The organism is Streptomyces sp. NPDC041796 (assembly GCF_055590785.1).
Window position 1 is genome coordinate 217,519 of the sequence record NZ_JBVJAH010000008.1, and the last position, 26,212, is coordinate 243,730.

The following is a 26,212-nucleotide window of genomic DNA, read 5'->3' on the forward strand; positions in this document are numbered from 1 at the left end:
CGCCGAACACAGGCATGAGAACGAGCGGCCTGCCGAGAGCGGGAAGGAGCGGCACCCCTGGCCGCGCATCAGGGCCATCCGGCCCTGGCCGTTCGACCCGCGTACGCGCACGATGCATATAGGTCCGCCCGCGCGGGCGGGCTCAGCGAATACGGAGCAGGCGATGACGGACAGCAGCGGCCGGTCCACCGAGGAGGCACCGGTCACGGTATTCCTTCTCGACGACCACGAGGTGGTGCGCCGCGGCGTGCACGACCTCCTGGACGCCGAACCGGACCTGACCGTGATCGGCGAAGCGGGCACAGCGGTGCAGGCGCTCGTTCGTGTTCCGGCACTGCGCCCGCAGGTGGCCGTCTTGGACGTGCGACTGCCGGACGGGGACGGTGTGAGCGTGTGCCGGGAGCTGCGCTCACGCATGCCGGACCTCGCCTGCCTGATGCTGACCTCCTTCGACGACGAAGAAGCGCTGCTCGACGCGATCATGGCCGGCGCGTCCGGTTATGTCCTCAAGCAGATCAGCGGTACCGACCTGGTCAACGCCGTGCGCACGGTCGCGTCCGGCCAGTCCATGCTGGACCCCGGTGCCACGGCACGGGTGATGGCCCGGCTGAGGGGCGACTCTCCCAAGGAAGAGCAACCGCAGGGCCTGCCCGGGCTGACGGATCGGGAGCGGCAGATTCTCGCCCTGGTCGGCGAGGGACTCACCAACCGTGAGATCGGCGAGAAGCTCTACCTCGCCGAAAAGACGGTCAAGAACAACATTTCCCGGCTCCTGGCCAAGCTGGGCGTGGAACGCCGGGTGCAGGCCGCGGTCATCGCCACCCAAGCACTGTCCGACCAAGGAGGCCACAGCGGCTCCACCGCGACCCGGGACAGCCGGCGGCGGAGCTGAGCCGAAGTCTCCCTCGCGCCGACCGCGACAGGTCCCGGCCTCCGCCTCTCCTCGGGCGGGGGCCGGCAACACGCGACGACCGACTACGAGCAACCGTGCACGCGCGGCTGCCGAGGCCATCGGGAGCTCCGTGTGGCCGAGGGTCTCTCCCTCGGCGCCGTACTGAAAGACGTGGGTGTACGTGGCCTCGCCGCGGGCACACGTCGAGTACGCCCCGCCGCGCGCCCCCCCTCGCGTCGGGGCTTCACTCTTCCCGAGGGCGGCTCACATGCCGTCGCGCGTATGACGAGACAGGGCCCACCGGCCCCGCTGCGGGCCTTGCGTCCGCCGGCCGATCGCGCCACACCGCTGTCACGCAGGACGACCTCCGCGAGCCGCGCAGCGTGGGGGCTCACGCGCAGCGTGGGGGCTCACACCGATCGGGCCGCGCAACCGTGGTGGACCGGCCGGGGCGGGTACCCGCAATGGTCCAGATGCGCGTGCGTGACGACGATGCGCGTGCGTGACGACGGCCGCACGGACGTCCGAGGCGACACGGGGAATCGGGCGCCGGTTGCGCCGTCGCAGGTCGGCGAGACCCTGGAAGGACCACGGTGGAGAAGGACCCGCGTGTGATCACTTCCCGTGTGGAACCGGCTCCCGGCGACGGCCTGAAAGAGCTTCTCCATGATCGCACCACCTCCGGCTCGCCGCCCTCACCTTCACGGTGGAACCGTCGATCCGGTGCGGACCGGCTCGTACGTCCCCTCAGGCCGACCGGCCAAGCGCCCCCGGGGAGGCGGCGGCGTGACCCTGGTTCCCCACGGTGAACCCGCGAACAGGAAAGAAGGACGACGTCATGAAGGCACTGGTGTTCCAAGGCCCCGGACAGACGTCCTGGCAGGACGTTCCCGACCCCGGCATCGGGGACGCGGCCGACGCGGTGATCCGCGTCGAGGCCGTCACCATCTGCGGCACCGACCTGCACATCATCAAGGGCGACGTGCCCGAGGTGACCCCCGGAACGGTCCTCGGCCACGAGGCGGTGGGCGAGGTCGTGGAGGTCGGCGGCGACGTACGGACGGTCCGTCCGGGCGACCGTGTCCTGATCTCCTGCATCGCCGCCTGCGGCCGCTGCGGGTTCTGCCGGGAGAACCGCTACGGCCAGTGCCGTGGTGGTGGCGGCTGGGTGCTCGGGCACCTCATCGACGGCACCCAGGCCGAATACGTCCGCGTGCCCTTCGCCGACCTCTCGGTGCATCCCCTGCCGAGCGCGGTGACCAGCGAGGACGCGGTTCTGCTGGCGGACATCTTCCCCACGGGCTACGAAGTCGGCGTGCTCAATGGGCGCGTGCGGCCGGGGGACACGGTCGTCGTCGTCGGGGCGGGGCCCATCGGGCTCGCCACCGTCGCGACCGCCCAGCTGTACACCCCCGGGCGGATCATCGCGGTGGATCTCGCGGATTCCCGGCTGGAAGCGGCGCGCTCCATGGGCGCGGACGCCACCGTCAGCGCCGCCGAAGGCCCGGAGCAGTTGGTCATGGACCTCACCGACGGCCTGGGTGCCGACGTGGTGGTCGAGGCCGTCGGGGTGCCCGAGGCGTTCGAGCAGTGCACCCGGATGGTCCGGCCGGGAGGGCACGTCGCCAACGTCGGCGTCCACGGCAAGCCTGCGGCGCTCCACCTCGAAGACCTGTGGATCAAGGACGTCACGATCACCACGGGGCTCGTCGACACCCACTCCACTCCGCTGCTGCTGCGCATGATGGCCGCCGGGCGGCTTCCCGCCGCGTCGGCGATGGTGACCCACCGGTTCGAGCTGGGGCAGATGGAGGAGGCGTACGAGGTCTTCGCCGGCGCGGCGCACACCGGAGCGCTCAAGGTGGTGCTGGGCGGCCCCCGGCATGACGAGGTCAGTGTGGCCGCCTGACGCGGTGGCGGTACGCGGACGGGGCACCCAGCGGTGCCTGCGGCGGAGCACCGCCCATGAGCCCGGCGCGCGGTCGCACGTCCCGGGTCGCCGGCCGCGCCGACCGCGTACGAGAAGGGGCCGGTAGGCCCTAGTGGCCGGGTGGTGACGGTGATTACCTGTGAGGGACGGAAGGAGCCCGACACAGGCGCGGGGGAGCGCTCGTGAACCGCGCACCGCGCAATCAGGATCCGCGAGAAGCGGATGGGCTCCTTTCGCCTCGCAGCGGCTGCCCCCTGCCACGCCGACATGGTCGCCGGAACCTGCCGTACAGCCGCGACGCCACCGGGAGGCGCATCATGCGCAAGACGATCACCGTAGGCATGGACGGCTCCGCCGAGAGCAATGCCGCCGCCGCGTGGGCCGCTCGTGGGGCGGTGCTCCGGGGATTGCCACTGACCCTGCTCCAGGCCGGCTACGAGCCGACACCGCGTACGCACCTGCCGGAGATCGACGTGCCGGCCGAGCGTGAGGACCGGGCACTGGACTTCATCGGCAGGAGGCTTCTGGCGGATCACCCCGGCCTGCGTCTCGTCCCCCGCCGCATCGCGGAGGCACCGGTCCCGGCCCTTCTGGCGGCGGCGGAGTCGTCCAGCTTGCTGGCCCTCGGATCCCATGGGTTCAGCAGCCTGGAGGGCTTCATGGTGGGTTCCGTGGCATTGGACGTCACGGCTCGGGCGCGAGGCCCTGTCGTTCTCGTCCGCGCCGGCGAGCGGGCACAGGACGAACATGCCCATGCCTCCCCCGGCGCGGTGTCCCCAGGCGCGCCGTTCCGGCGGGTCGTCGTCGGCCTCGACGTGGAACATCCCGGTGAGGAACTGTTGTCGTTCGCCTTCGAGGCGGCGAAGGCGAGGGCGACGTCGCTGACGGCGGTGTACGCGTGGAAAGCGCCCGCTCTCCGCCCCCACGGCCGGACGGGCGGCCCGGTGACGCCGGCGGAGGCCGACACCATGCGCAACGCGGCAAGGCTGTCCCTCGCCGCCGCGCTGCACCCGTGGCGCGAGAAGTACCCGGAGGTGCCGGTCACGGAGCGGCTGGACGAGGAGCGTGCCGCCCCTTGCCTGCGGCTGGCCGCCGAGGACGCGAGTCTCCTCGTCGTCGGTCACCGCGCCGACGCCGGCACGCGCCTGGGACCCGTGACGCACGCGATGATCCATCACGCGGCCTGCCCGCTGGCCGTGGTGCCGCATTCCCCCTAGACCTTCCAGACCTTCGGGAGGAGGCCACCATGGGTGAACAAAGACCCCTTGGTCATGGAGAGGCATGGCTCGGTGTCGCCGACTGCTTCCTCGCCTCTTCTGCGCTGGTCACGCGATGCCGAGTCCACTTGCCGAAGGAACGGCTGGACATGCGGCTCCACTTCGCCGACGGCACTTCGGCCCCGGTGTACAGGGAGACCCGCCTCGGCAGTGGCCTGGCGAAGAATCCGTGCACGCTGGTGGTCGTCTTCCGACTGCGCCTGGTCACCGGGCCCGGCCACGCCCTCTTCCGCCGGGAAAGTCTGCTGAACACCCCGCTGTTCGTCGGCTTTCCGGGTTTCGCCTCCAAGCTGTGGCTGGCCCACGACGAGCGTGACCGCTACCGCGGTGTCTACGAGTGGGACAGCCCGGAACGCGCCGAGCACTACGCGCGATGCCTGTGGCGGGTGCTGGCGCTGGTCAGTGTGCCGGGATCGATCCGTTACGCCGTACTGCCCGGGCTGCGCCGTGACGAGTTCCTCGCCGATCCCGGGCGGGTGGAGGGCCTGGGGCCGGACGGCACCGAGGCGTGGTGGCGCGTTCAGGACACGACGTGACGGGACCCGCGGACGTCCTTGTCGTCGGAGCCGGCCCGACCGGCCTCACGTGTGCGCTGCAGGCCCACGACCACGGCGCTCACGTCCGTGTCGTCGAGCGGCGCCCCACGGCGTTCCGGCCCTCCCGCGCACTCATCCTGCACCCGCGCACCCTGGAGGCCCTGCGCCCGCTCGGTGTCACGGACGCCCTGCTGGGTCGGGCGGACACCGCCCCGACGGTTCGTCTCCATCTCGGGCCGCACGTCGTGAGGGCCGGACTGGCGGACCTCGCGCTGCCGGACACGGCCTTTCCGCACCTGTCACTGATCCGGCAGACGGACGTCGAGAGGGTGCTGGCGGCCGCCCTCGCCGACCGTGGGGTGGAGGTGGAGCGGGGCACCGAACTGGTCGCCGTGCGTGACGGCGGGTACGGCGCGGACGCCGTACTGCGCTCCGGGACGGGCACGGAGGTGATCCGGTGTCCCTTCGTCGCGGGTTGCGACGGCCCGGCCAGTACCGTGCGGGCCTGCGCCGGCGTCGGGTGGTACGGCAGGCCCTACGCGGTGGAGGCGGTCCTCGCCGACGTCGACCTCAGCCGGGCCCCCGGACGCAACGGAGCCGAAGCCTTCGTGGGGCGCCAAGGACTCCTGCTGCTCTTTCCCCTGGGAGAGCAGGCGGCCTGGCGGCTGCTGGCCACGCGGCCTTCCGGTCCCGGTCCCGGTCCCGGTCCCGGTCCCGGTCCCGGTCCCGGTCCCGGTCCCGGTCCCGGTCCCGTTTCCAGGACAGCCTTCGGCCGGCCGGGCCCAGCGGTCCCTCGCGCCGAAGTGCAACAACTCCTGAGCGATGCCGGCACGGACGCACGTATCGAGCGGCTCGTGTGGTCCGCCCGGGTGCCGCTGCAGTACCGCCTGGCCCGGAGGTTCCGCCGGGGGCGGCTCTTCCTGCTGGGGGACGCGGCTCACACCTACTCACCAGCCACCGGCCAGGGTATGAACGCCGGCATCCAGGACGCGGTGAACCTGGGCTGGAAGCTCGCCTTCGCGATCGGCGCCGCCGAAGGCGAACCGGCAGGCCCGCCCGGTACCGACGTACTGCTCGACTCCTACGACAGAGAACGCAGACCGGCTGCCCAGCGGCGCCTGCTCCTGACACACGCGGCGTTCTGGGCGGAGGCGTCGACCGGACGCGTCCCGTCGTGGCTGCGCGCGGTCGCGGCCCCGTACGGCGCGCCCGTTGTGCCGGTCCTCCTGGACCGACGACGGCTGGTCGCCGAGGGCATCCGTGTCATCTCCCAGCTTCGGGCCGACTACCGGCGCAGCCCCCTGTCGGTGGAGGGAACACCACGACTCCGGGGCGCTCCCCGCCCGGGGGACCGCCTTCCGGACGCGACCGTCACCGTCGGGGGGACTCCCCGGCGGCTGCACCACCTACTGGCCCGTCCGGGTGTGCACCTGCTCCTGCAGCGCGACGCCGACCCGCCGGCGGACGCGATGTCCGGACCGCACGTCCATGTCCTCCGCTTGGGCAACAGCCCCGGACACGGACTGATGGCCGTCCGCCCGGACGGCCATGTCGGCTTCACGTGCGGGGCCGCGGACGCGGCCGGGCTGAACGGCTGGCTGGCTCTGACCGGCGCGGCGGCTTCACCGCCGGACCGGTCATCCGGCCACTGAAGCGCCGGGCCATGTCCCGGTACGCCGACCGCACGTGCTCGGGACCACGACGGTCGAGGACGACGCCCCCGAGGGTGCTCTTGTGCACGAATCCGGGCCAGTACGGCTGTGCTTGGTGGCCGACCGGCCCTGCACAGGGCGGCCTACGCGCGTGATCCTGAGAACGAGCCCGAACGACCCTGCGAGAAAGGCGGTGGGGACAATGGAGTCGCCCTTGGTTATCGGCGTGGACGGTTCGGCCCCCAGCTTCCAGGCGGCCGACTGGGCGGCCGACGAGGCACTCCGCCAGGGGCTGCCCCTACGCCTGGTGTACGCGTCCAAGTGGCACCGTTACGAGGGCGCCGCCCTGGCGACCGGTCTCGGCCGTCCCGACGAACAGGTCGTCGCCGAGAACATCGTGGGAACGGCGGCGGAGCGCGTCATGCGACGTACCCCCGACCTCAAGGTCGTCACCGATGTCCTCCCGGAGGACACCGTGGAAGCGCTGCTGAGGGAAAGCCGGCATGCCTTCGCCCTCGTCACCGGCTCACGGGGCCGCGGCGACATCGCCGGCCTCCTGCTCGGCTCGGTGAGCCTGGCCGTGGCCGCCCGGGCGCACTGCCCGGTGATCGTGGTGCGGGGGGACAAGGCGGGACTGGCGGGCACGCACGAGCGGATCATCCTCGGCGTGGGGGACTCCGACATCGATTCCGCCGCTGTCCGGTTCGCCTTCCGCGAGGCCGAGCTGAGGGGCTGCACCCTGGACGTCGTGCGCGCCTGGCGCCGCCCGGCTCACGAAACCACGGACCATCCGCTGCTGACCGGTGACCCCGCCCACTCCTACAAGGACGAGGCGTCGAACCAGCTCGACGAGGCTCTGGAGGCGGCCCTGAGCGACCACCCGGGTGTCCGGGTGCAGCGAGCCACCGTCGAAGGCCCCGCGCGCAAAGTCCTGCTCGCCCGGTCCGCGGCGGCCGACCTGCTGGTCGTCGGCGCCCGCCGCCGGCACAGCCAGCTCGGCATGCAACTGGGCAGGGTCGCGCACACGGTGCTCCACCACGCGTCCTGCCCCGTCGCAGTGGTGCCCCGGCACTCGTGACACGCGGCCGACGGCCCGGACGCTCACTCCGGGCCGTACGGCGGGCCGCTCGGCCCTGGTGCGCCGCGTACACCATGCGCACACTGAAGGTGAAGAACTCACCCATCCGGCGCTCCACAGGTGCACACTCCCGAAGGGAGCGTGCGGTGAACAGCCGATCCCCGCACACCAGGAACTCCCTTCTCCTCGCCGGTGGGTCATACGACGGCCCCTGGCACGCGGTGTGCTGGGCGCAGACGCCGGCTGACGCCGGGTCGAGCCCGGTCAGCGCCCGGGCTCGCCGGGGTCGAACGGCGGCGACCGTCGTCCACCGCGAGTCCAATGGGCCCGGCCAGGGCCCTCCGGCCCCTCTCGCGTGCTGCCGCAGTGGACCAGTGTGGGAGGAGAAGGCCTCGTCCTCACCGGGAGGAGCACATCATGTCCCGCCCTGTCACCGTCGGTATCGACGGTTCGCGAACGAGCCGGACTGCTGCGGACTGGGCCGCCGGCGAAGCCGTCAGCCGTGACCGGCTTCTGCGGCTCGTCCACGTGTGGAGCAACGACGCCGACGTCGTCACGCCGACGGACCCCGAGACGAAACGCCGCCGGGCCGAGCGCCTGCTTCACACGGCGGCGGAGCACGTCCGCCGAGGGCACCCGGCCGTACGGATGGAGACGTCACAATCCGCCGGAGATCCGGTCGAGGCGCTGACCGCCGCAGGTGACAAGGCGGACCTGCTGGTCCTCGGCTCGCGTGGCCTCGGCGGCATGGCGGGATTCATCGCCGGGTCGGTCTCCATGGGCGTCCTGGCGCGTGTCCGGCACCCGGTCGTTCTGGTCCGGGCGCCGCGGGCGGAACCCACGGAGCATACGCGCACCGGGGCCGACGTCGTCCTGGGGCTGGATCTGCCCCGAGCCAGTGAGGAAGCACTGGGTTTCGCATTCGGTTGCGCCGACCGCTACGGCTGCGCCGTGCGGGTCGTGCACAGCTGGATCCTGCCGCCGGTGTACGGGCCCGACACGGCCGGCGTCCTGCCGATGCTCATCGACCAGGTGGCGGCCGAACGGCAGAAGGAACTCGAAGCGGCGCTGGCGCCGTGGATCGAGAAGTACCCCGCGGTCGCCGTCAGCAGTCAGTGCCGCCAGGGGCGGGCGGCGCAGGACCTCGTCGAGGCCGCGGGGGAGGCCCGCCTCGTGGTGGTCGGCCTCAGGCACCGGCGCTCCCGGCTCGGGGCACACATCGGGCCTGTGATCCATTCCGTACTGCATCACACGGCGGCTCCTGTGGCAGTCGTCCCGCACGACTGACGACCGGTCGTATCGACCGGGGCATCGGGGGGACCCGGCCCGCATCAACGGATGGGTGGCGTCATGGATCCGAAGTACGTGTACGACTTCGCCGAGGGCGGCCGGGAGATGGCCGGCCTGCTGGGGGGCAAGGGCGCGAATCTCGCGGAGATGGCCAGGATGGGCCTGCCCGTACCGCCGGGCTTCACTGTCACCACAGCGGCGTGCCGGGTCTTCCTGGAGACCGGTGAGCCGCCCCCGCAGCTCGAGCGCCAGGTCGGCGAGCACCTCGCCGCCCTGGAACGCGCGGCGGGCCGGCGGCTCGGTCAGGTGGACGACCCGCTGTTGCTCTCGGTCCGCTCCGGAGCCCGGTTCTCCATGCCGGGCATGATGGAGACCATCCTCGACATCGGCCTGAACGACCTGTCCGTCCTCGGCCTGGGCAAGACCCCCGAGCGGGAACGGTTCGCCTGGGACTCCTACCGCCGCCTCGTGCAGATGTTCGGCAGTACGGTCATGGGAGTCGACAGCGCGCGTTTCGAGAAGGTCCTCGCCGGGATCAAGAAGCAGCACCATGTCACCGACGACACGCGGCTCGACACCTGCGACCTGATCCGGCTGGTCGAGACGTACCAGGACGTGATCCTGGAGGACACCGGCGAGGAGTTCCCGCAGGACCCCGCCGAGCAGCTACGGCGTGCCGTCCTCGCCGTGTTCACCTCGTGGAACGGCGAGCGGGCCCGGATCTACCGGCGCCGCGAGCACATCCCCGACGACCTGGGCACCGCCGTCACCATCCAGACCATGGTGTTCGGCAACTTCGGCCCCGACTCGGGCAGCGGTGTCGCCTTCACCCGCGATCCGGCGACCGGCCGCCCCGGCGTCTACGGCGACTACCTGCAAAACGCCCAGGGCGAGGACGTCGTCGCCGGCATCCGTAACACCGTGCCCCTCCAGCAATTGGAGAGCCTCGACCCGGCCTCCTTCGCCCGGCTGCGCGACTGCATGCGGCGGCTGGAAGAGCACTACAGGGACCTGTGCGACATCGAGTTCACCATCGAGCGCGGCACGCTGTGGATGCTGCAGACCCGGGTCGGCAAACGCACTTCGCAGGCCGCGTTCGCCATCGCGGGGCAGTTGGCCGACGAGGGGCTCATCTCCGAGGAGGAGGCGCTGGCCCGGGTCGACGGTCAAGGGCTGGCCCGGCTGATGTTCCCCCGCTTCGACACCTCCGGTACGCGCGAGGTGCTGGCCCGGGGCATTCCCGCCTCGCCGGGCGCGGCCGTCGGGGCCGTGGTGTTCGACTCGGCCGAAGCGGTCCGCCGGTCCGCCGGCGGGGAGAAGGTCGTCCTCGTACGCCAGGAGACGACCCCGGACGACCTGCCCGGCATGATCGCCGCCGAGGCCGTGCTCACCAGCCGCGGCGGGAAGACGAGCCACGCGGCCGTCGTCGCCCGGGGCATGGGCAAGGTCTGCGTGTGCGGGGCCGAGGACCTCACCGTCGACCCGGACGGACGGCTCTTCTCGACTTCCTCGGCCACCGTGCGGGAAGGCACTGTCATCTCCGTGGACGGGTCCGAGGGCCTGGTGTTCCTGGGCGCCGCGCCCCTCGTGGACTCTCCGGTGATGCGGTACTTCGAAGACGGCGGGCAGCCGCCCAGGGAGCCGGCCCCGCAGGTCGTACGCGATGTGCACCGGCTGATGGGGCAGGCGGACGAGGTCCGGCGCCTGGAGGTGCGGGCCAACGCCGACACACCGGAGGACGCCGCCCGCGCCCGGCGGTTCGGGGCTCAGGGGATCGGTCTGTGCCGCACCGAGCACATGTTCCTCGGCGACCGCCGCCCCCTGGTCGAGGCGATGATCCTGGCGCTTGACGACGCCGGGAGGGAAGCGGCGCTCAACGCCCTCCTGCCCCTGCAACGCGAGGACTTCATCGGCATCCTCGAAGCGATGGACGGCCTGCCGGTGACCATCCGGCTGCTCGATCCGCCCCTGCACGAGTTCCTGCCCGACCTGACCGAGCTGTCCGTACGCGTCGCCCGGCACGACGCCCAGGGGCGACAGCCGGACCCCCGAGAGACCGAACTGCTGGCGGCGGTCACCCGTATGCACGAGGAGAACCCGATGCTGGGGCTGCGTGGCGTACGGCTGGGGCTGGTCGTTCCCGGGCTCGTGGCCATGCAGGTGCGCGCCGTCGCGGAGGCCGTCGTGGCCCGCAAACGGGCCGGCGGCGATCCGCGCGCCGAGATCATGGTGCCGCTGGTCGACGCGGTGGAGGAGCTCCGGCTGGTACGGGAGGAAGTCGCCCGCGTACTGGAGCGGGTCTCCGGCGGCAGCGGCATCCCTCTGGACTGCCCGGTCGGGACCATGATCGAACTGCCGCGCGCCGCTCTCACGGCGGGCCGGATCGCCGAGGACGCGGAGTTCTTCTCGTTCGGCACGAACGACCTCACCCAGACGACGTGGGGTTTCTCCCGTGACGACGTCGAGGCCGCGTTCTTCTCCGCCTACCTCGACAAGGGCATCTTCCAGACCTCCCCGTTCGAGACCATCGACCGCGAAGGCGTGGGACGTCTGGTCGAGATCGCCGTCGCCGAAGGCCGGGCGACCCGGCCCGGGCTGAAGATCGGCGTATGCGGGGAACACGGCGGAGACCCGGACTCCGTCCACTTCTTCCACGGGGCCGGCCTGGACTACGTCTCGTGCTCCCCCTTCCGGGTGCCCATCGCGCGGCTCGAAGCCGGACGCGCGGCCCTGCAAGCCACCGCGGCGACCGCGGCCCCGGCCGGCACATGAACCGGCCTCCCGGCCTCCTGGCCTCCTGGCTTCCTGGCCTCCTGGTGCGACCACCTCCGTCACTGCCTAGCGTGGAGATCGCGCGGGCACATCCGGAACCGAGGTGACCCCCGGCACCGCTGTGTCCCGTGCGCCCAGCCGGCCCGGGGCAGCCGAGACAGGAGTGTGAGCCGTCATGTCCGACCGACCGCAGACCGGTGCGGCGCCGTCCGGACCGCGTGCCAGGGGCGGTGATCTCGGCAGGCGAGTGGCGACGCGCCGCGAGCAGCTCGGCATGTCGTACGAGGACCTCGCCCGGCGCACCGGTGCGGCACCCGAGTACATCCAGTACCTGGAGACGCATCCGGCCACGCACGGCATCGGCTTCCTGCTCCGGCTGGCCGACGCCCTCGAAACGAGCGTCGACGAGCTGACCGGTGGCAACGTGGACCTCCCGCCGGGCATCGGTCAGGCCGCCTACCGTCCGGAACTTGTCGAGCTCGGCGAAGCGGAGTGCCGGCAGTTGCTCGGAAGCAACGGCGTGGGCCGTGTCGGCGTGACCACCGAGGCAGGACCGGCCATCCTTCCGGTCAACTACCTGGTGCTCGGTCGTGAGGTGGCCTACCGGACGTCCCCGGACGCCGCGCCGGCCCGCGCCGCCGGACACGAGGTCGCCTTCGAGGTGGACCGCATCGACGACGCGTTCAGCCGGGGATGGAGCGTCCTCGTCGTGGGTGAGGCACGTACGGTCACCGAATCCGCAGCCGTGGAAAGACTGGAGACGCACAGCCGCAGCACGCCCTGGGCGGGCGGTGTGAGGGACTTGTGGATCACGGTGACGCCCGGTCGGGTGACCGGGCGCCGGATCGTCGTAGGGGACCAGTGAGGTACACCCCGTGGACGCGGATCGTCAGGTGACGACCAGGACCTCGGAGACGGGCCTGCGAGGGGTCGCGGGGGCTTCGGGGCCGTAACCGAGTCGGATCAGCATCTGTGGGTAGCTCGTCCCCGACGCCGGATCACGTACGGCCCAACGCAGCTCCGGCCATTCGAGGGCCTGGGAGTTGAGGGACGTGGACAGCCCGTCCAGCGTCGCCTGCAGCAGAACCCGCTCCATCGCCTGGCCGGCGCGCAACCAGTCCTCCCTCTCGTCCTCCCGCGTGCCGAGGACCGCCAGACAGGGCGACTGCTCGAACACCGCGGACCGACGGCCTTCGACCTGGCGGCCACCGGTGAAGTCACGGACGGGCGCCCGTCCGTCGTAGCGCCGGGGGCCCAGTGCGTAGGACGGGATGCCCTCGGGCCTCGCGCTCTCCGTGCCGGTGGTCCAGCGGGCGATCTCCTCACGCACGCCCGGGGAGAGTTCCTCCGCGTGTTCGGCGTCCCACACGAGCTCGAGCACGGTCTCGATCTGCCAGTCACCCGGCAGGTCGAGACGTGCCCCCTCGGCCCGTGCGGCACCGCGCAGTCCGTCGAGCAGGGTTTCCGGGACCGACTCGTCACTGAACGGTTCCCTGCTCGTGTGCCGCCTGCGGATCGCCGGATACAGGTCGGCGATGTCGTTGCGCTCGCCGGACTGTACGAAGGTCGTCACGGCCAGCAGTTCGGGGTCCGCACCCTCCGCCATCGGCCGGATCCGCGCTTCCCACCCCACGTGCGCCGCGGCGACCCGCAGGTTGAACAGCGCGGCACCGCAGCCGATGTGCAGCCCGCGGGTGGTGGGGTCGGTGTGCGGCATCGTGCGCGCGGAGTCCATGCGCAGCGACAGCACACCATCGGCCCGGCTGTAGTGGAACAGCCAGGGCTGGGCGTTGTGCATGGACGGCGCCAGGGTGGCGTCGGTGACCCAGGAGGTCATGGACATCGTGTCGGGTGTACGAGTGGTCATCGAAGCCACCTCCGAGAGATGCGGTCATGGATGGCGGTCTGCGGTACCACGACAACGGGAGCGGCGGCGTGATGGATCACCGCGTGCACCACATGACCCAGGCGTGGTCCCAAGGGGGCTCTTCGCTCGTGACGGCCGACGATCAGCAGGTCGGCGCCGGCGGATGCGTACACCAATCGGGGTCCGGCGACGCCGGTAACGGCCTGTGCCACCACTGGGACCGCCGGGAATTCCTGCTGCCAAGGGGCGAGTGCTTCTTCGAGGGCTTTGTTCACCACCGTCCGGAATTCGAGCCCGGCTTCCGGGGCGGCGTCCTCCGTCAGGCTGTACGTGGCGGGCAGACCCCATACGTGCAGGACACGGCGGGTGCGGAGTCGTCGGGACGCCGGCTGTGAGGTCTCCGCCGAACCGTCGACGCCGACGGTGACGTTGCCGCTCATGGGAGCCTCCTCCGGGGCTGGAGGGCCGTACCTCTCGGTCACACGTCCAGCCTCGCCTGTCAGACAGCGGACGGGCAGGGGCCGATCGGGCACGTGTTGGGCCGAAAGGCCCTGGCGCCGGTTGCCCGGGCCGACCGCCGACCGCCGGCTGCCCGGGCCTGCGCCGGGGAGGGGCGTCGGCTCACGCAGTGAGCACGGGTTCATCACGGTCATGACGGGGTCACGGTGTACGGTCATGACGCCGGTCACGGTGTGGGGTGACGCGGTCGTCGCAAGCCTCCTCGGCTCAGGCCGGCCGGCCTGCACCGACGCGGCGTTCGCTTGTCTCTAGCCACACCTCAGGCAAGACGGCGCCTCCATTCCGGCTCCACCCGGCCCCATTCGCTCGCCCAGCCCTCCGCGCGGCGTCGACCGCAGGTGACGCGTACAGCCGTCGCGGCGAACGCACCGGCACCCGCGGCCAGCGCGCCGCCCAACAGACCGGCGGTCAGTGCGCCCACCCAGACGTCGCGGCCGTTCAGCGGGGCGGTCACCACCCGGCCTTCCCGGTCCAGCCAGATCTCCGTGCGAGCTCCGCGGCCGGTTCCCGCCGGCACCGAGACGGCCCCGGTGGCGTAGTGCCCGTCGGTGGTGGTCCAGCGGACCCGTACGGGCACTTGTGCCAGGCGCCCGGTTTCCCCGGTCCGGAGGGAGGACGCGGGCGCGTCCTCCAGCACTTCCGCCCGCACAGGGCGTCGTGATGCCTCCTGCACGGCCGCGGCGGCCCGGTCGTGGTCGTAGGCGTACCAGCCGGCAGTCGCGCCGACCGCCGGTGCGCCGACCAGGACCGCGCCGCCGATGAGCAGGAGCAGCCGCGCTTCGAGAACGTCCACGCGCCGGCGCAGGGGATGCTCGCGCCATCCGCGTGTCCAGACCGGCGCGGGCATGGGGTTCATACCCCTTCCGGGGCCCTGATCCCGGTGGCCACGCCGGCGGCCCACTCCGCGATGCGGGGCAGGTCGCGGAAATCACCGCCACGGTCCTCGTCGAGGATCGCCTTGGCCATGCGGCCCTTTGCTCCGGCCTGGAGCCGCCCGCCGAAGGTGACGTGATCACGCGCGTCGATGCGACGCTGTGCCCGCCGGGCGCCCGGGACGGGTGGGATCCCGCGCTCCGAGGCGGAAGGGTCGAGCGGGCCGCTGCTGAAGAGCCAGACCGGCCGTTCCCGCAGCGCCCGGCGGTGCTGCCGGGTGAAGTGCCTGGCGTCCCGGTGCCAGCGGCCCATGTAGAGGGCGCCACCGATCACGACCGCGTCGTAGGGCGCGACGTCGGTCACCTCCGACGGCGGCCGGGCCTCCGCCTCCAGCCCCTCGTCCCGCAGGACGGAGGCGATGAAGTCGGCGATCTCGGCGGTCGAACCGTTCTTGGTCCCATAGGTGACCAGTACCTTCCTGGGCACTGTCTCCACCGCCCTTCTCCGAGCGCCGGGCGGTGTGCTGAACGCGTTCCGCCCGGTGTGCGAGTGGTTCCACTTCCGAGGGTGCGCCGGGGTGCGGTCCCGATTGAAGGGCCTCTCAGGCAGAGCTCGGGGCCGAACGGCCCTCCTCCATCTCCTGCGGCGGGCCCGCGCCGCGGACTGCGGACATCCGGTCCTCTCCCCGGAGTGGACGGGGCCGGTCGGCCCCTGTCTCTGCCCCGCCGACGCACCCGCTCGCCGTCCTGCTCCGGGCCACGCAGTCCCGAGCTTCGTGGCCGGCATCGTGGTCCTCGGGTGGGCTGAACGTCACGAAAACCTGCTCGAATTCATCCCGGACGGGCCGTACTCTGGCCGGCATGGCCCACGCGAAGACCTCCTACGTCTGCCTGCCCTGTCGGGCCTCCTACAAGCAGCCTTACCTCGGTGGCCACGACCGGCTCTGCCCGCGTTGTGCCGAGCCGTTGATCCATGTGGGTTCCGCCTTCGCAACGCCGCGGCGGCGCGACACTGCTGCCTGGCGGACCCTGTCGGTGCTCTTGCATGCCGGTGTCCGCTTCCACAAGAGTTGCTGTGGCGGCCCTGGCTACCGTCCGCGCACACTCAGCGAGGTGCGCGAGCGGATGACATACGCGCGAAGGACCGGTGAACCGTTCGCGCGTGCGTTGGTGCGCCGCGAGTTGCCGTAACCCCGGCTCAGGACTGGTGCCCCACGCCCACCGTGAACCCGCTGGCTTCGACATATGGGTGTCGGCGGCCCACCCCGACCACGGCCGGACGCCGTGGGAATGTGCTGGTCACGGCCGCTCGTTGGGGGTTGCGACGAGAACGGTCGCCTTGTAGCGGACCGCGAGTAAGCCGGGCGTCCCGGTCGAAAGCGCCGACGTTTGCGGTTGGCGGCACCCACCTGCCTGTTGCTCGTGCCGGTTCGACCGGCACGAGCAACAGAGACGCGGCCTACTGGTCGCGCTCGGGCCAGATGGGGCCCTGATCGGTCCAGATGACGCCCTTGTTGCGGCAGAGGCAGAAGGGGTGGCCAATGAGGTCGGTGTAGACGCGGAAGCCGTAGCCGTCGGGGCCGATGCAGTCCCGCTGCAGGGTCGCGCCGAGGGCCAGGACGCGGTGCTGTTCGGCCTCGATGTCGTCGACTTCGAAGTCGAGGTGGAACTGCTTGGGGTGCTCGCTGTCGGGCCACTGCGGAGCGCGATAGTCATCCACCTGGATGAAGGCCAGTTCGATCTCGCCGAACTGGATACCGGCCCAGTTCTCGTTGCTGCCCTTCTTGACCGGGAGACCTGTCACCGCGGAGTAGAAGGCTGCCAGCTTCATCGTGTCCGGGCAATCGATGATGAAGTCGGTTAGTCGAAGCATCCCGTGATCTTGCCACAAGATCGAATGGGCCGGACCTTGAGGCAGGCCCTGGCCGCCGACGGCCGGTGCCGCCCGCTGTCCCGGGTCGTTACGGCCGGGGCAGCGGGCGGACTGCAACGAGTTCGAGCCGGTCATGGAGAAGATTCGTGCCCCGCGCATCGGTGCCGACGGTCCCCGTACCCGCCCGGAGGCGTCAGTGCCGATAAGACCTGCAGCAACCGCCGCACGCGGGTTTACCCGCCCGCGCAGACGAGGTATCCGGCACGTCATCCCGGAGGAGGTCCGACCAGGCGGCCAACCGCGTCGTGTGCGGCTCGCATGGCGACCGCCCTCCGGTGCCCGGCCCAATTGCCTTGCCGTCCTGACGTCGGCGAGCGAGTCTGGGCTGGTGCCAGGGCAAGGGAGAAGAAGGCGGCGACGACAGGCCGAGAGTCAGCGGCTTGCCGCTCGCACCGCGCCGGACGCGGGGCAGTGGGAAGTGATCGTTGAGACTGGGGACCGGGCGGAGGTGCGTACGCAGTTGCGCCGCCTTCGCGAGGCGGGAGTCGACGGGTCGATGATCCGGATCGACACGCTGTGCGGGCGTCCGGCGCTCTCGACCACCTACCGGCTGAGCCGGTTCGTGACGGGCTCCGGGCGGGAGTCCGAGCACAAGTCCGCTGATCACTGACCCTGTGGCAGGTCGAGGTGAGTTGGCGGACGCGGAGTGGGAGCGAACAGCGCCCTTGTCGCCCGGCTGGATGGGTGTGGTCGTCCCGTGGCGTGATCACCGGTAGGTCGCGGGTGCTGGGGTCGCTGCGGACCGGGGCTCCGTGGCGCCACGAGGCAGAACCGACAAGCCGCACCGTTGCCTGTCGACTCAAGGCCGACCCGTCAACGTAGCGCCGACTGAACGGGCGCGACACCGCCAACACCGGATGCGAGCCGTTCGCCGCCAACGGGCGAGCTCAAGGGCACCCTGCTGCCCCGACGTTGGCGTGACCCCGCCGTCCCTGGGCGTGGTGAGGCGGGCCACGTACGCGAAGGGCAGGCCGGACCTGTGGAAGGGACCAGCGGCCCCTGCAGCGAAGCTGCTGCGGCCAGCATGCTGACGGGAACACCCGATTGCACACCGGAGGTCCGCGTATGTCCAGCACCGTCACCGTCGGCCTCGATGGTTCCCGAGTATGCAGGGAAGCCGTCCGCTGGGCCGCTTGGGAGGCGTCACGTCGGCGTGCGGCGCTGAAGCTGGTTCATGTGTGGGACATCCGGCCTGACGTCCACACGCCGTTCGTCGGCCGGGACGCGGCGTACCACCGGCCCGAATGGAGTCCCCGCCGAGTCGCTGCGCATGTGCGCGACGCCCATCCGGGCCTGACCGTGGAGACCGCGTACGTGTGCGGCGATCCGGTCGAGACCTTGTGCGATCTCGCGCAGGAGGGGGAACTGCTCGTTCTCGGTTCGCGGGGGCTCGGCGCCGTAGCCGGGGTCGTCCTCGGCTCCGTGTCGCTGTCCGTGGTGGCACACGCCTCCCGGCCGGTCGTGCTCGTCCGCGCGCCGCGGGAGAGTCCGGGGCTGCCGGGTCTTCCCGCACGGCAGGACTCCGGTCCCGTCGTTGTCGGGGTCGACCTATCGGGCGGGAACGACGAGGTGTTGGGGTTCGCCTTCGCTCACGCTGCCCGGCACGGTCGATCTGTGCGGGTCGTGTACAGCTGGAGCCCTCCGCCCTTGTGTGGAGCCGAATCGACCCAGTCAGGGCGGGCGTTGACGGCCGGGGTGGCGATCGTGAAGGAGGAAGCACTGAACGAGGCGCTGCAGCCCTGGCGTCACAAGTTCCCCTCGGTGCCCGTTACCCCGCTGTGCCGGCTCGGACGTCCTGCACGTGATCTGGTCGACGCCTCGCGGGACGCGGGACTGCTCGTCGTGGGCCGCCGCACGCGCCGGTCGCAGCTTGGCGCCCATACGGGCTCCGTCACACACGCCGTGCTGCACCACTGCGTGTCCCCTGTGGCCGTGGTGCCACACCAGGACGCGTGACGGAGCCCACGCTCGACGACGTGCTGTGGGTCAAGCGCACCCGCGAGGAGCACGACGCCTTCGCCGACACGCTCCCCGACCGCGGCGCGCGCGTCCACCTCCTCGCGGACCTGCTGAGCGAGACGCCGGCACAGCCCGCCGCCCGGCAGCTGATCACGGATCGCGTCCTCGGCGAGCGGGAGTTCGGGGCCTTGGCCACCGACCGATTCCGCGCGTACTCCGACTCCTTTGAGCCGGCCCCGCTGACCACCCCCTTTTTTTGGCGCGGACGGAGGCCGCGTCAACGATCACCGAGACCCAATCCCTGCGCCCCGGGCCCTGAGTTCGTCCAGCGCTGGGCGACGTGCCGAACGTCGGCGGCAGATGCCGTCAGGCACAGCCGCTGGTCAGCGCGTACACCGCTGCCGTGACCACGGCCCGCTCGTCCCACGGAGCGGTCCTACTACCTTGCGGACGAGCAGCGAGCGACGGCAGCAACGGGGATGGTCTGCTTCCAGAGTTCATCAGGAACCAGACGCTTTGTTGGGTCGGCACCCGCGACCGGCATCATGCCGCACGGACTTCACATCACGTGAGACGACCTCTAGGCCTTGATTGGTGCGGCCGACCTGGCGGCCTGCTCGATCTTCGCGCAGTACGCTTCACGGGCTTCTCCATCGATCTGCTTCTCGAGTTCGGCGCGCAACCCGGTCCGGCCGTCGAGGCCCTCGCGCAGGATATCGGCGTGCCCGGCATGCCGGATGGACTCGCCGAGAACATGGACCATGACGGCGAACAGGTTGGTGTCGGCATAAGGCTTCGGCCACCAGGGCACGTGGCCGGGGGCGTCGAGAGGAAGCTCGTTGATCGTCGTGTCCGAGTGTTCCCATGTACGCCGGTAGAACCCGATGATCTGATCGCGGGTCTCGTCCTCGGCCGCCCACAGGTCGCTGCCGTTGGAGTCCTGCCACCGGGGCAGCGGTTCCGGGGACGGTCGGTCGAAAACCTCGCCGAAGTACCTTGCTTCGACGGTGGCAACGTGTTTGACCAGACCGAGCAGGTTGGTCCCTGTGGCTGTCAAAGGTCGGCGGGCGTCGTATTCGGACAAGCCGTCGAGTTTCCAGAGCAGCGCCTTGCGGTCTCGCCGCAGTCTCCCGTGCAGGTTGTCTTTCGCGAATTCATCGATCATGCGGCACGAGCCTGCCATGGGCTGCTCGTGGTCTCAAGATCGCGTACGAGGTCCGCAACGACAGGCAGAGGCGAGGTCTGGCCGTGGTCGCCGCCCTGACCTGCTCCAAGGAGGGCGCCGAACTTGTCACGTGAGACATCCTCTTCGGGGCGAGCACAACGACAGCGCCAAGGACGCCGGCCGCGGTCGACGGCTTCAACCCTGCGCCGGTGGGTTGCTGCGCCTTCGGCGCTGCGGGAGGGGTGTGGGATGGGGACGGATTGATCCACGCCGCCTTACGCGCACATCACCCTCAGCGTCCCCGGAGGCACTGGAGCCGTACCGCGAACAGCCACAGCCGCCATGCCGACCTGATCGCCGCACCACAGCATGTACATGATCTTGGTTGCTCCTTCTGGTACAGGCACAGGCACGTGGCCCTGGTTTGCCGGGGCATCGCAGGGGCGGGTTGCTGAAGTGGCCCATCCGGCCCTTACTGCGACGCCTCCGCCGTGTCAGCGTCGTTGGTGGTCACGCACTGACAACCATGGGGGTATGTGCCCGTGGAATCGCGGGAGGACCATGCCCGGGCGGTGCTGAGGCGGTTCGCATTCCTGCGACGCGGGGTGCCACACGCTTCGGCTACGCCGGCCGGGCTCCCGCCTGCCACCCGCCACCACACAATGGAGGAAGCATGCGCAAGGACGAGCGACCGGGCGGCGTCCCGCTGACCGACGAGGAGCTCAGTGCGCTCGATGCGCACTGGAGGGCCGCCAACTACCTGTCGGCGGGCCAGATCTACTTGATGGACAACCCGCTGCTGAAGAAGCCACTGGAACCGGCGCACATCAAGCCCCGGCTGCTCGGTCACTGGGGCACCTCTCCGGGCCTCAACCTCGTGCACACCCACCTCAACAGGATCATCAAGCGGCACGGCATCGACACGCTGTGCGTCTGGGGTCCCGGACACGGCGGGCCGGCCGTCCTCGCCAACTCCTGGCTGGAGGGCAGCTACAGCGAGGTCTACCCGGACGTGAGCCGGGACGAGGAGGGCATGGCCCGGCTGTTCCGGCAGTTCTCCTTCCCCGGCGGCGTGCCGAGCCACGTGGCGCCCGAAACTCCCGGCTCCATCCACGAGGGCGGCGAACTGGGCTACTCCCTGTCGCACGCCTACGGCGCCGCCCTGGACAACCCGGACCTGCTGGTGGCGTGCGTCATCGGCGACGGCGAGGCGGAGACGGGACCACTCGCCGCCTCCTGGCACTCCAACAAGTTCCTCGACCCCGTCCACGACGGAGCGGTCCTGCCCATCCTCCACCTCAACGGATACAAGATCGCCAACCCCACCGTGCTCGCCCGGCTGCCCGAGGCGGAGCTCGACGAGCTGCTGCGCGGCTACGGCCACGATCCCCTGCACGTAACCGGTGACGACCCGCGCCAAGTCCACCGGGCCATGGCCGCCGCGATGGACACGGCCCTCGACCGCATCCGGCACATCCAGCAGCAAGCCCGCACCGGCCCGTGGGCCGGCCGGCCGCGCTGGCCGCTGATCGTCCTGCGCACGCCCAAGGGCTGGACCGGGCCCGCCGAGGTCGACGGCCTGCCCGTCGAGGGAACATGGCGCTCCCACCAGGTTCCCCTCGCGCAAGTCCGCGACAACGACGGCCACCGGGCCCAGCTCGAGGCGTGGCTGCGCTCGTACCGTCCCGAAGAGCTCTTCGACGAGACCGGCCGACCGATCCCCCAGGTGCTGGAATGCGTGCCGGAGGGCGAACGGAGGCTCGGTGCGACCCGGCACGCCAACGGCGGCCTGCTCCTGCGGGACCTGCCCCTGCCTCCGCTCGAACGCTTCGCCGTGCCCGTGGACAAGCCCGGCGCAACCCGCCACGAGCCGACCGGGGTACTCGGAGAACTGCTCGAAAGCGTCATGGCCTCCACCAGCGAGCGCCGCGACTTCCGCCTCGTCGGCCCGGACGAGACCGCCTCCAACCGCCTCCAGGCCGTGTACGAGGCGAGCGGCAAGACATGGCAGGACCCGGTCCAGGACACCGATGAGCATCTCGACCGGCACGGCCGGGTGATGGAGATCCTCTCCGAGCACACCTGCCAGGGCTGGCTGGAGGGCTACCTGCTCACCGGCCGGCACGGGCTGTTCTCCTGCTACGAGGCGTTCGTCCACATCGTCGACTCCATGGTCAACCAGCACATCAAGTGGCTCAGGACCTCACGCACCCTGCACTGGCGCGCACCCATCGCCTCCCTCAACTACCTCCTTACCTCCCATGTGTGGCGGCAGGACCACAACGGCTTCTCCCACCAGGACCCCGGCTTCGTCGACCACGTCCTGAACAAGAGCCCCGAGGTCGTCCGGGTCTACCTGCCGCCGGACGCCAACACCCTGCTGTCCGTCGCCGACCACGCGCTCCGCAGCCGTGACTACGTGAACGTGATCGTCGCCGGCAAGCAGCCGTGCTTCGACTGGCTCTCCCTGGAGGAGGCCCGCGTCCACTGTGCCCGCGGAGCCGGCGTATGGGATTGGGCAGGCACCGAGGACGGCACGCGCGACCCGGACGTCGTCCTTGCCTGCGCCGGTGACGTACCCACCCAGGAGATCCTCGCGGCGGCCGGCCTCCTGCGGCACCATCTGCCCCATCTCGCCGTACGCGTGGTGAACGTCGTCGACATGACCCGGCTCATGCCCCACGAGGAACACCCGCACGGCATGACCGACCTGGAATACGACGCCCTGTTCACCCGCGACAAGCCGGTGATCTTCGCCTACCACGGCTACCCGTGGCTGGTGCATCGCCTGGCCTACCGCCGTACCGGTCACCCGAACCTGCACGTGCGTGGTTACAAGGAGATGGGCACCACCACGACCCCCTTCGACATGGTCGTGCGCAACGACCTCGACCGCTACCGCCTCGTCATGGACGTGATCGACCGCGTGCCCGGCCTCGCCGTACGAGCCGTGGGCGTGCGCCAGGCCATGGCCGACGCCCGCACCCGTCACCACGCCTTCATCCGCGAGCACGGCACCGACCTGCCCGAAGTCACCGACTGGACCTGGAGCAACGACCGGCATCCGGCATGATTCCACCGTCCCCGCGTCGTATCCCGCGACGCCGGCTGTCCCGGCCGGGTGCCACCGCTGATGCAGCGCCGTCCGGCCGGCTGCGCGGGACCAACGGCCCCGGCACCCGCTTGTCGTTCCGGTCACCTCGTACCGGTCACCAGGTGATCCTGCCGGTTCAGTACGCCTGCGAGGGCGCCCCGTTGGAGGCCCTCGCAGGCAACGCCGCCGACAGGCGGTGGCGCCGAACGTTCAGCACTCCGGAAGGCCCAACTGCTCTGCATCGCTCGGCGGTACGGACGAGGCGTCTCGACGGTCGGCCGTCAGCCGGTTGACCACGCCGACGACGCCGTCGCCCCGCCATGCGGCCCGGATCAGCGCCGTGGTGTTGATCTGCGGTCCGGCGGCGCCCTCGACGGTGACGATCGCCGTCCCGAACATCGACGTGGAGGTTGTCGGCGTCGTGGGCGGGACTGTGGAGGCGGACAGCGCCGGCCACGTCTTCGTGATCTCCTCATCGGTGCGCAGGAAGACGTGCAGGAGGTCGCGGCGTGTGGTGATGCCGATGAGACGGTCTTCCTCGTCCACCAGGCACTCCGGTACGCCACCGTCGACGGGCAGCCGGTCGATGCGGCAGCGTTCCGTGATCCGCGCTGCCTCGACCACACGCTGTTCGGGACGCACAGTGACCGCGGGAGTGGACATCAGCCCGCCGGCCGTCGGCGCGGGTGGAGCGGTGGGGTGGGCGTGTGCGATCGACCTCAGCGGCCGCAGCACGCGATTCCGGCCGCACGTGCGACGCGCAAGGAGGGGACAGAACCGGTCAAGACCTGTACCGCGGGCCGTTCGGCCGTGCTCCAGTTCGGTCCTGGACGACTTCGCTGCCTGCGGCCAGCGTCTCCCGTTGCCCGCTGCCTCAGTAGGGCCGATCGGACCTTCAGCCGGGCCGGTTCCCCATCACCGCCGGCCGGATCTCGCTGATTGGTCAGGCGAAGGAGCAGGGCACGGCGCGGTCCACACCAAGGGCGCGGATGACACGAGCAGGAAGCCGCTGGATGCGGCACAGGCTCAAACGCACACCGGCCGCTGTGCACCGGCGGTGCATCCGAAGGAACAACGCCGCGCCGGAACTGTCGCAGAAGGTCATGTCTGTCAGGTCGAGCAGCAGTTCACGCTCGGTGTCCCGTGTGAGGGAGGTCAGCTCCGGCTCGATGTGCGCAACGGAGTACAGGTCGAGCTCCCCGGCCAGGGCGACGGCGGTCGTGCTGTGGTCCAGGGGGGTCGTGGTCAGGCTGATCTGGGGTGTCGTCATGGCGGCAGCCTTGCTCTCTCGGTCCAGGCGGTGTCCCGGGGCCCTGCTTTCCCCGGTCGTGCCGGCGCAGGGAAGTCCACCAGAACGCGAGCGAAGGCAGAAGGTCCGGCGGGTCCCTCGCAGGGGGCCGAAGGTCCCTCTCCGGTGACGCCTCGTCGTCGCGAGAGGAACGCGTAACCGCCATGGGGCGGACCCCCGTGCGCCGTGCACCCGTTCCGAGATCGTCGGCCGCAGGGAGTGCATGGGGCTCCGCGGCACCGGGTACCGAGGCTTCCGGGATCCGACAGGGGGATGAGGGCCATCCGGCCCTGGTCGGCGGGCCCGGTGAAGCGGCACGATGCAGACGGATCCGCCTACGGCGGACCCCTCGGCGAACACGGAGTGTGCGATGACGGACAGCAGTGGTGGCCTCACGGAGAAGGAGCCGGTCAGGGTCTTTCTCCTCGACGACCATGAGGTGGTGCGCCGCGGTGTGCACGATCTGCTGGACGCCGAGCCCGACCTGACCGTGGTCGGGGAGGCCGGCACGGCCGAGCAGGCACTGGTGCGGGTGCCCGCGCTGCGGCCGCAGGTCGCCGTGCTCGACGTGCGTCTGCCGGACGGGGACGGCGTGAGCGTGTGCCGGGAACTGCGCTCCCGCATGCCCGACCTGGCCTGTCTGATGCTGACCTCGTTCGACGACGAGGAGGCGCTGCTCGACGCGATCATGGCCGGCGCGTCCGGTTACGTCCTCAAGCAGATCACCGGCACGGACCTGGTCACCGCCGTGCGCACGGTGGCCTCCGGCCAGTCCATGCTCGACCCCGGCGCCACGGCACGGGTGATGGCCCGGCTGCGTGGCGGAGCCCCCCAGGAGGAGCAACCTCAGGGCCTGCCCGGTCTGACGGAACGGGAGCGGGAGATCCTCGCTCTGGTGGGAGAAGGACTGACGAACCGGGAGATCGGCAAGCGGCTGTACCTGGCGGAGAAGACGGTCAAGAACAACATTTCCCGGCTGCTCGCCAAGTTGGGTGTCGAACGCCGGGTGCAGGCCGCCGTGATCGCCACCCAGGCACTGGCCGCCCAGAACGACCAGGGTGGTTCGGCCGGACGCGAGGGACGCCCGCGAGGCTGAACGCCGGCCCCACACGCGTCTGGGTAGGGATGAACGGCCCCTGCTCGATGTCTCGCCCGGAGCCGACCAGGGGCCGCTGTCGGCATCCTCAGCACCCTTGGCATCCTCGGCACCCCTGGCATCCTCGGCGTACGAAGAGCACGACCGGCTCGGCAGCAGGGCAGGCGACTGCCGACCTGGACGGCTGCCGATCTTGTGTCGCGCGTGAGCTCTGCCCTGGCCCCAGGTCGGCTTCGGGAACACCGGACGGGCGTGGCCCGGTTGTCCTCGCGGAGCCGGTTTCCGCGCCGCGTGGAGAGGAGGAGACCCGGCCCTGCCGTCAAGGGGGTGCCTGCGGTGATCACCTCAGGTCCGGGTCCTGGGGTCGGCCCGCTGCCCAAGGGCTGTCCCGCGATGACCGCTCACAGCTCCGGGAGCGGCGGGGTGTCGTCCATCACCTGCAACAGCTTCCGAGCAGGTGTCGCCTCCTCTGGCCGTACAGAGGAGGCGATGCCCTCGATGACTGACCGGCCTACGTACACGGCTGTCCTTGAGGCTGTCTCCCAACCGGTTTGCTGCCGGTGGCTCGCATCGTGCGCGCGGTCCTGCGTCGCCGCAGCGGCGGAGTGCCACTGGTCGGCCCTGCAGATACTTCCCAGAAGGTCCAGCAGCTCGGCCTTGCAGGCCACGTGCGGGGAGCCGACCAGTTCAAGAAGGAACGGCACCGTGGGAGCTGTCGCCTCGCCGACGACGAACCCCAGCGCACAGATGGCGTCTCCCAGGTCGTCGATGGCGTTGCGGGCCGTGTCCGCATCGCCGTAGGCGATCCGGGACAGCAGAGAGGGGATACCGCTGGCCGTGGCGCCCGTCGCGTCTCGCAGTTCTCCCCAGCGGACCCCGCAGGCGCTCCTCAACAGACTTCCCACGTCCTGCTCCTCATAAGATCGTCGTGCCGGCCCCGGCGGTGTCTTGAGCATGGTGCAGCTATGGGTGAGGCCCTGGCCAGGCGGCCC

The 26,212-nt window shown here is 70.9% G+C and carries 24 protein-coding genes; 15 read left to right on the forward strand and 9 right to left on the reverse strand.

Annotation, left to right across the window (positions count from 1 at the left end):
* Positions 1-163 precede the first annotated feature (163 nt).
* The 9 genes from ACZ6C1_RS18575 to ACZ6C1_RS18615 all read left to right on the forward strand — a co-directional run bounded on the left by ACZ6C1_RS18575 (position 164) and on the right by ACZ6C1_RS18615 (position 12,292).
* Complete coding sequence (locus ACZ6C1_RS18575; protein ID WP_469242165.1) at positions 164-892, forward strand: response regulator; 729 nt, start codon at positions 164-166, stop codon at positions 890-892.
* A gap of 838 nt (positions 893-1,730) precedes the next feature.
* Positions 1,731-2,801 carry a zinc-dependent alcohol dehydrogenase family protein gene (locus ACZ6C1_RS18580; RefSeq protein WP_469242166.1) on the forward strand — a complete coding sequence of 357 codons (1,071 nt, stop codon included), beginning with the start codon at positions 1,731-1,733 and terminating at the stop codon, positions 2,799-2,801.
* 338 nt (positions 2,802-3,139) lie between these two features.
* Positions 3,140-4,039, forward strand: a complete 900-nt coding sequence (locus ACZ6C1_RS18585; RefSeq protein WP_469242167.1) for a universal stress protein — start codon at positions 3,140-3,142, stop codon at positions 4,037-4,039.
* 29 nt (positions 4,040-4,068) lie between these two features.
* Positions 4,069-4,635 carry a hypothetical protein gene (locus ACZ6C1_RS18590; protein ID WP_469242168.1) on the forward strand — a complete coding sequence of 189 codons (567 nt, stop codon included), beginning with the start codon at positions 4,069-4,071 and terminating at the stop codon, positions 4,633-4,635.
* Positions 4,632-6,287, forward strand: coding sequence for an FAD-dependent monooxygenase (locus tag ACZ6C1_RS18595; protein WP_469242169.1), 1,656 nt, complete (start codon positions 4,632-4,634; stop codon positions 6,285-6,287). Before ACZ6C1_RS18590 ends, ACZ6C1_RS18595 begins: the two co-directional genes overlap by 4 nt.
* Before the next feature lie 202 nt (positions 6,288-6,489).
* On the forward strand, positions 6,490-7,365 hold the full coding sequence (locus ACZ6C1_RS18600; protein ID WP_469242170.1) for a universal stress protein: 876 nt from the start codon (positions 6,490-6,492) through the stop codon (positions 7,363-7,365).
* Positions 7,366-7,782: 417 nt separating this feature from the next.
* Positions 7,783-8,652 (forward strand): universal stress protein, encoded by an 870-nt coding sequence (locus ACZ6C1_RS18605; RefSeq protein ID WP_469242171.1) that lies wholly within the window; start codon positions 7,783-7,785, stop codon positions 8,650-8,652.
* Positions 8,653-8,703: 51 nt separating this feature from the next.
* Positions 8,704-11,427, forward strand: coding sequence for a pyruvate, phosphate dikinase (gene ppdK / locus ACZ6C1_RS18610; RefSeq protein WP_469242172.1), 2,724 nt, complete (start codon positions 8,704-8,706; stop codon positions 11,425-11,427).
* A 175-nt stretch (positions 11,428-11,602) separates the two neighbouring features.
* Positions 11,603-12,292 carry a helix-turn-helix domain-containing protein gene (locus ACZ6C1_RS18615; RefSeq protein ID WP_469242173.1) on the forward strand — a complete coding sequence of 230 codons (690 nt, stop codon included), beginning with the start codon at positions 11,603-11,605 and terminating at the stop codon, positions 12,290-12,292.
* Between the two features lie 24 nt (positions 12,293-12,316).
* Here the strand turns inward: ACZ6C1_RS18615 and ACZ6C1_RS18620 are convergent, their stop codons facing one another.
* The 4 genes from ACZ6C1_RS18620 to ACZ6C1_RS18635 all read right to left on the reverse strand — a co-directional run bounded on the left by ACZ6C1_RS18620 (position 12,317) and on the right by ACZ6C1_RS18635 (position 15,172).
* Positions 12,317-13,294, reverse strand: a complete 978-nt coding sequence (locus ACZ6C1_RS18620) for an Acg family FMN-binding oxidoreductase (RefSeq protein ID WP_469242174.1) — start codon at positions 13,292-13,294, stop codon at positions 12,317-12,319.
* Positions 13,291-13,734, reverse strand: a complete 444-nt coding sequence (locus ACZ6C1_RS18625) for a universal stress protein (RefSeq protein WP_469242175.1) — start codon at positions 13,732-13,734, stop codon at positions 13,291-13,293. The genes ACZ6C1_RS18620 and ACZ6C1_RS18625 overlap by 4 nt, the downstream gene beginning before the upstream one ends.
* 338 nt (positions 13,735-14,072) lie before the next feature.
* Positions 14,073-14,660 carry an Rv1733c family protein gene (locus tag ACZ6C1_RS18630; RefSeq protein WP_469242176.1) on the reverse strand — a complete coding sequence of 196 codons (588 nt, stop codon included), beginning with the start codon at positions 14,658-14,660 and terminating at the stop codon, positions 14,073-14,075.
* 5 nt (positions 14,661-14,665) lie between these two features.
* Positions 14,666-15,172 carry a flavodoxin domain-containing protein gene (locus tag ACZ6C1_RS18635; protein WP_469242177.1) on the reverse strand — a complete coding sequence of 169 codons (507 nt, stop codon included), beginning with the start codon at positions 15,170-15,172 and terminating at the stop codon, positions 14,666-14,668.
* Positions 15,173-15,546: 374 nt separating this feature from the next.
* Between ACZ6C1_RS18635 and ACZ6C1_RS18640 the strand changes: the two genes are divergently transcribed.
* Positions 15,547-15,876, forward strand: a complete 330-nt coding sequence (locus tag ACZ6C1_RS18640; RefSeq protein ID WP_469242178.1) for a deoxyxylulose-5-phosphate synthase — start codon at positions 15,547-15,549, stop codon at positions 15,874-15,876.
* Between the two features lie 268 nt (positions 15,877-16,144).
* Here ACZ6C1_RS18640 and ACZ6C1_RS18645 read toward each other — a convergent pair whose 3' ends face one another.
* The gene (locus ACZ6C1_RS18645; RefSeq protein ID WP_469242179.1) at positions 16,145-16,558 is read right to left on the reverse strand and encodes a VOC family protein; all 414 of its coding nucleotides are present in this window, start codon (positions 16,556-16,558) and stop codon (positions 16,145-16,147) included.
* A 478-nt stretch (positions 16,559-17,036) separates the two neighbouring features.
* Between ACZ6C1_RS18645 and ACZ6C1_RS18650 the strand changes: the two genes are divergently transcribed.
* The 3 genes from ACZ6C1_RS18650 (at position 17,037) to ACZ6C1_RS18660 (ending at position 18,984) form a co-directional block, all read left to right on the forward strand.
* Complete coding sequence (locus ACZ6C1_RS18650; protein ID WP_469242180.1) at positions 17,037-17,228, forward strand: hypothetical protein; 192 nt, start codon at positions 17,037-17,039, stop codon at positions 17,226-17,228.
* A 455-nt stretch (positions 17,229-17,683) separates the two neighbouring features.
* Positions 17,684-18,574: a universal stress protein gene (locus ACZ6C1_RS18655; protein WP_469242181.1), complete on the forward strand. Its 891-nt coding sequence runs from the start codon at positions 17,684-17,686 to the stop codon at positions 18,572-18,574.
* Entirely contained in the window at positions 18,571-18,984 is a 414-nt protein-coding gene (locus tag ACZ6C1_RS18660; protein WP_469242182.1) for an arginine deiminase family protein, read from the forward strand. The genes ACZ6C1_RS18655 and ACZ6C1_RS18660 overlap by 4 nt, the downstream gene beginning before the upstream one ends.
* Before the next feature lie 173 nt (positions 18,985-19,157).
* Here ACZ6C1_RS18660 and ACZ6C1_RS18665 read toward each other — a convergent pair whose 3' ends face one another.
* Positions 19,158-19,742: a DinB family protein gene (locus tag ACZ6C1_RS18665; protein ID WP_469242183.1), complete on the reverse strand. Its 585-nt coding sequence runs from the start codon at positions 19,740-19,742 to the stop codon at positions 19,158-19,160.
* A gap of 673 nt (positions 19,743-20,415) precedes the next feature.
* Here ACZ6C1_RS18665 and ACZ6C1_RS18670 point away from each other — a divergent pair.
* Entirely contained in the window at positions 20,416-22,815 is a 2,400-nt protein-coding gene (locus ACZ6C1_RS18670) for a phosphoketolase family protein (protein ID WP_469242184.1), read from the forward strand.
* A 231-nt stretch (positions 22,816-23,046) separates the two neighbouring features.
* Here the strand turns inward: ACZ6C1_RS18670 and ACZ6C1_RS18675 are convergent, their stop codons facing one another.
* The gene (locus ACZ6C1_RS18675; RefSeq protein WP_469242185.1) at positions 23,047-23,499 is read right to left on the reverse strand and encodes a CBS domain-containing protein; all 453 of its coding nucleotides are present in this window, start codon (positions 23,497-23,499) and stop codon (positions 23,047-23,049) included.
* A 280-nt stretch (positions 23,500-23,779) separates the two neighbouring features.
* Positions 23,780-24,106: an STAS domain-containing protein gene (locus tag ACZ6C1_RS18680; RefSeq protein WP_469242186.1), complete on the reverse strand. Its 327-nt coding sequence runs from the start codon at positions 24,104-24,106 to the stop codon at positions 23,780-23,782.
* Positions 24,107-24,494: 388 nt separating this feature from the next.
* On the opposite strand from ACZ6C1_RS18680, the gene ACZ6C1_RS18685 reads away from it, so the two are divergent.
* On the forward strand, positions 24,495-25,220 hold the full coding sequence (locus tag ACZ6C1_RS18685) for a response regulator (protein ID WP_469242187.1): 726 nt from the start codon (positions 24,495-24,497) through the stop codon (positions 25,218-25,220).
* A 401-nt stretch (positions 25,221-25,621) separates the two neighbouring features.
* Here ACZ6C1_RS18685 and ACZ6C1_RS18690 read toward each other — a convergent pair whose 3' ends face one another.
* Positions 25,622-26,176, reverse strand: coding sequence for a hypothetical protein (locus ACZ6C1_RS18690; RefSeq protein WP_469242188.1), 555 nt, complete (start codon positions 26,174-26,176; stop codon positions 25,622-25,624).
* Between the last annotated feature and the right edge of the window lie 36 nt (positions 26,177-26,212).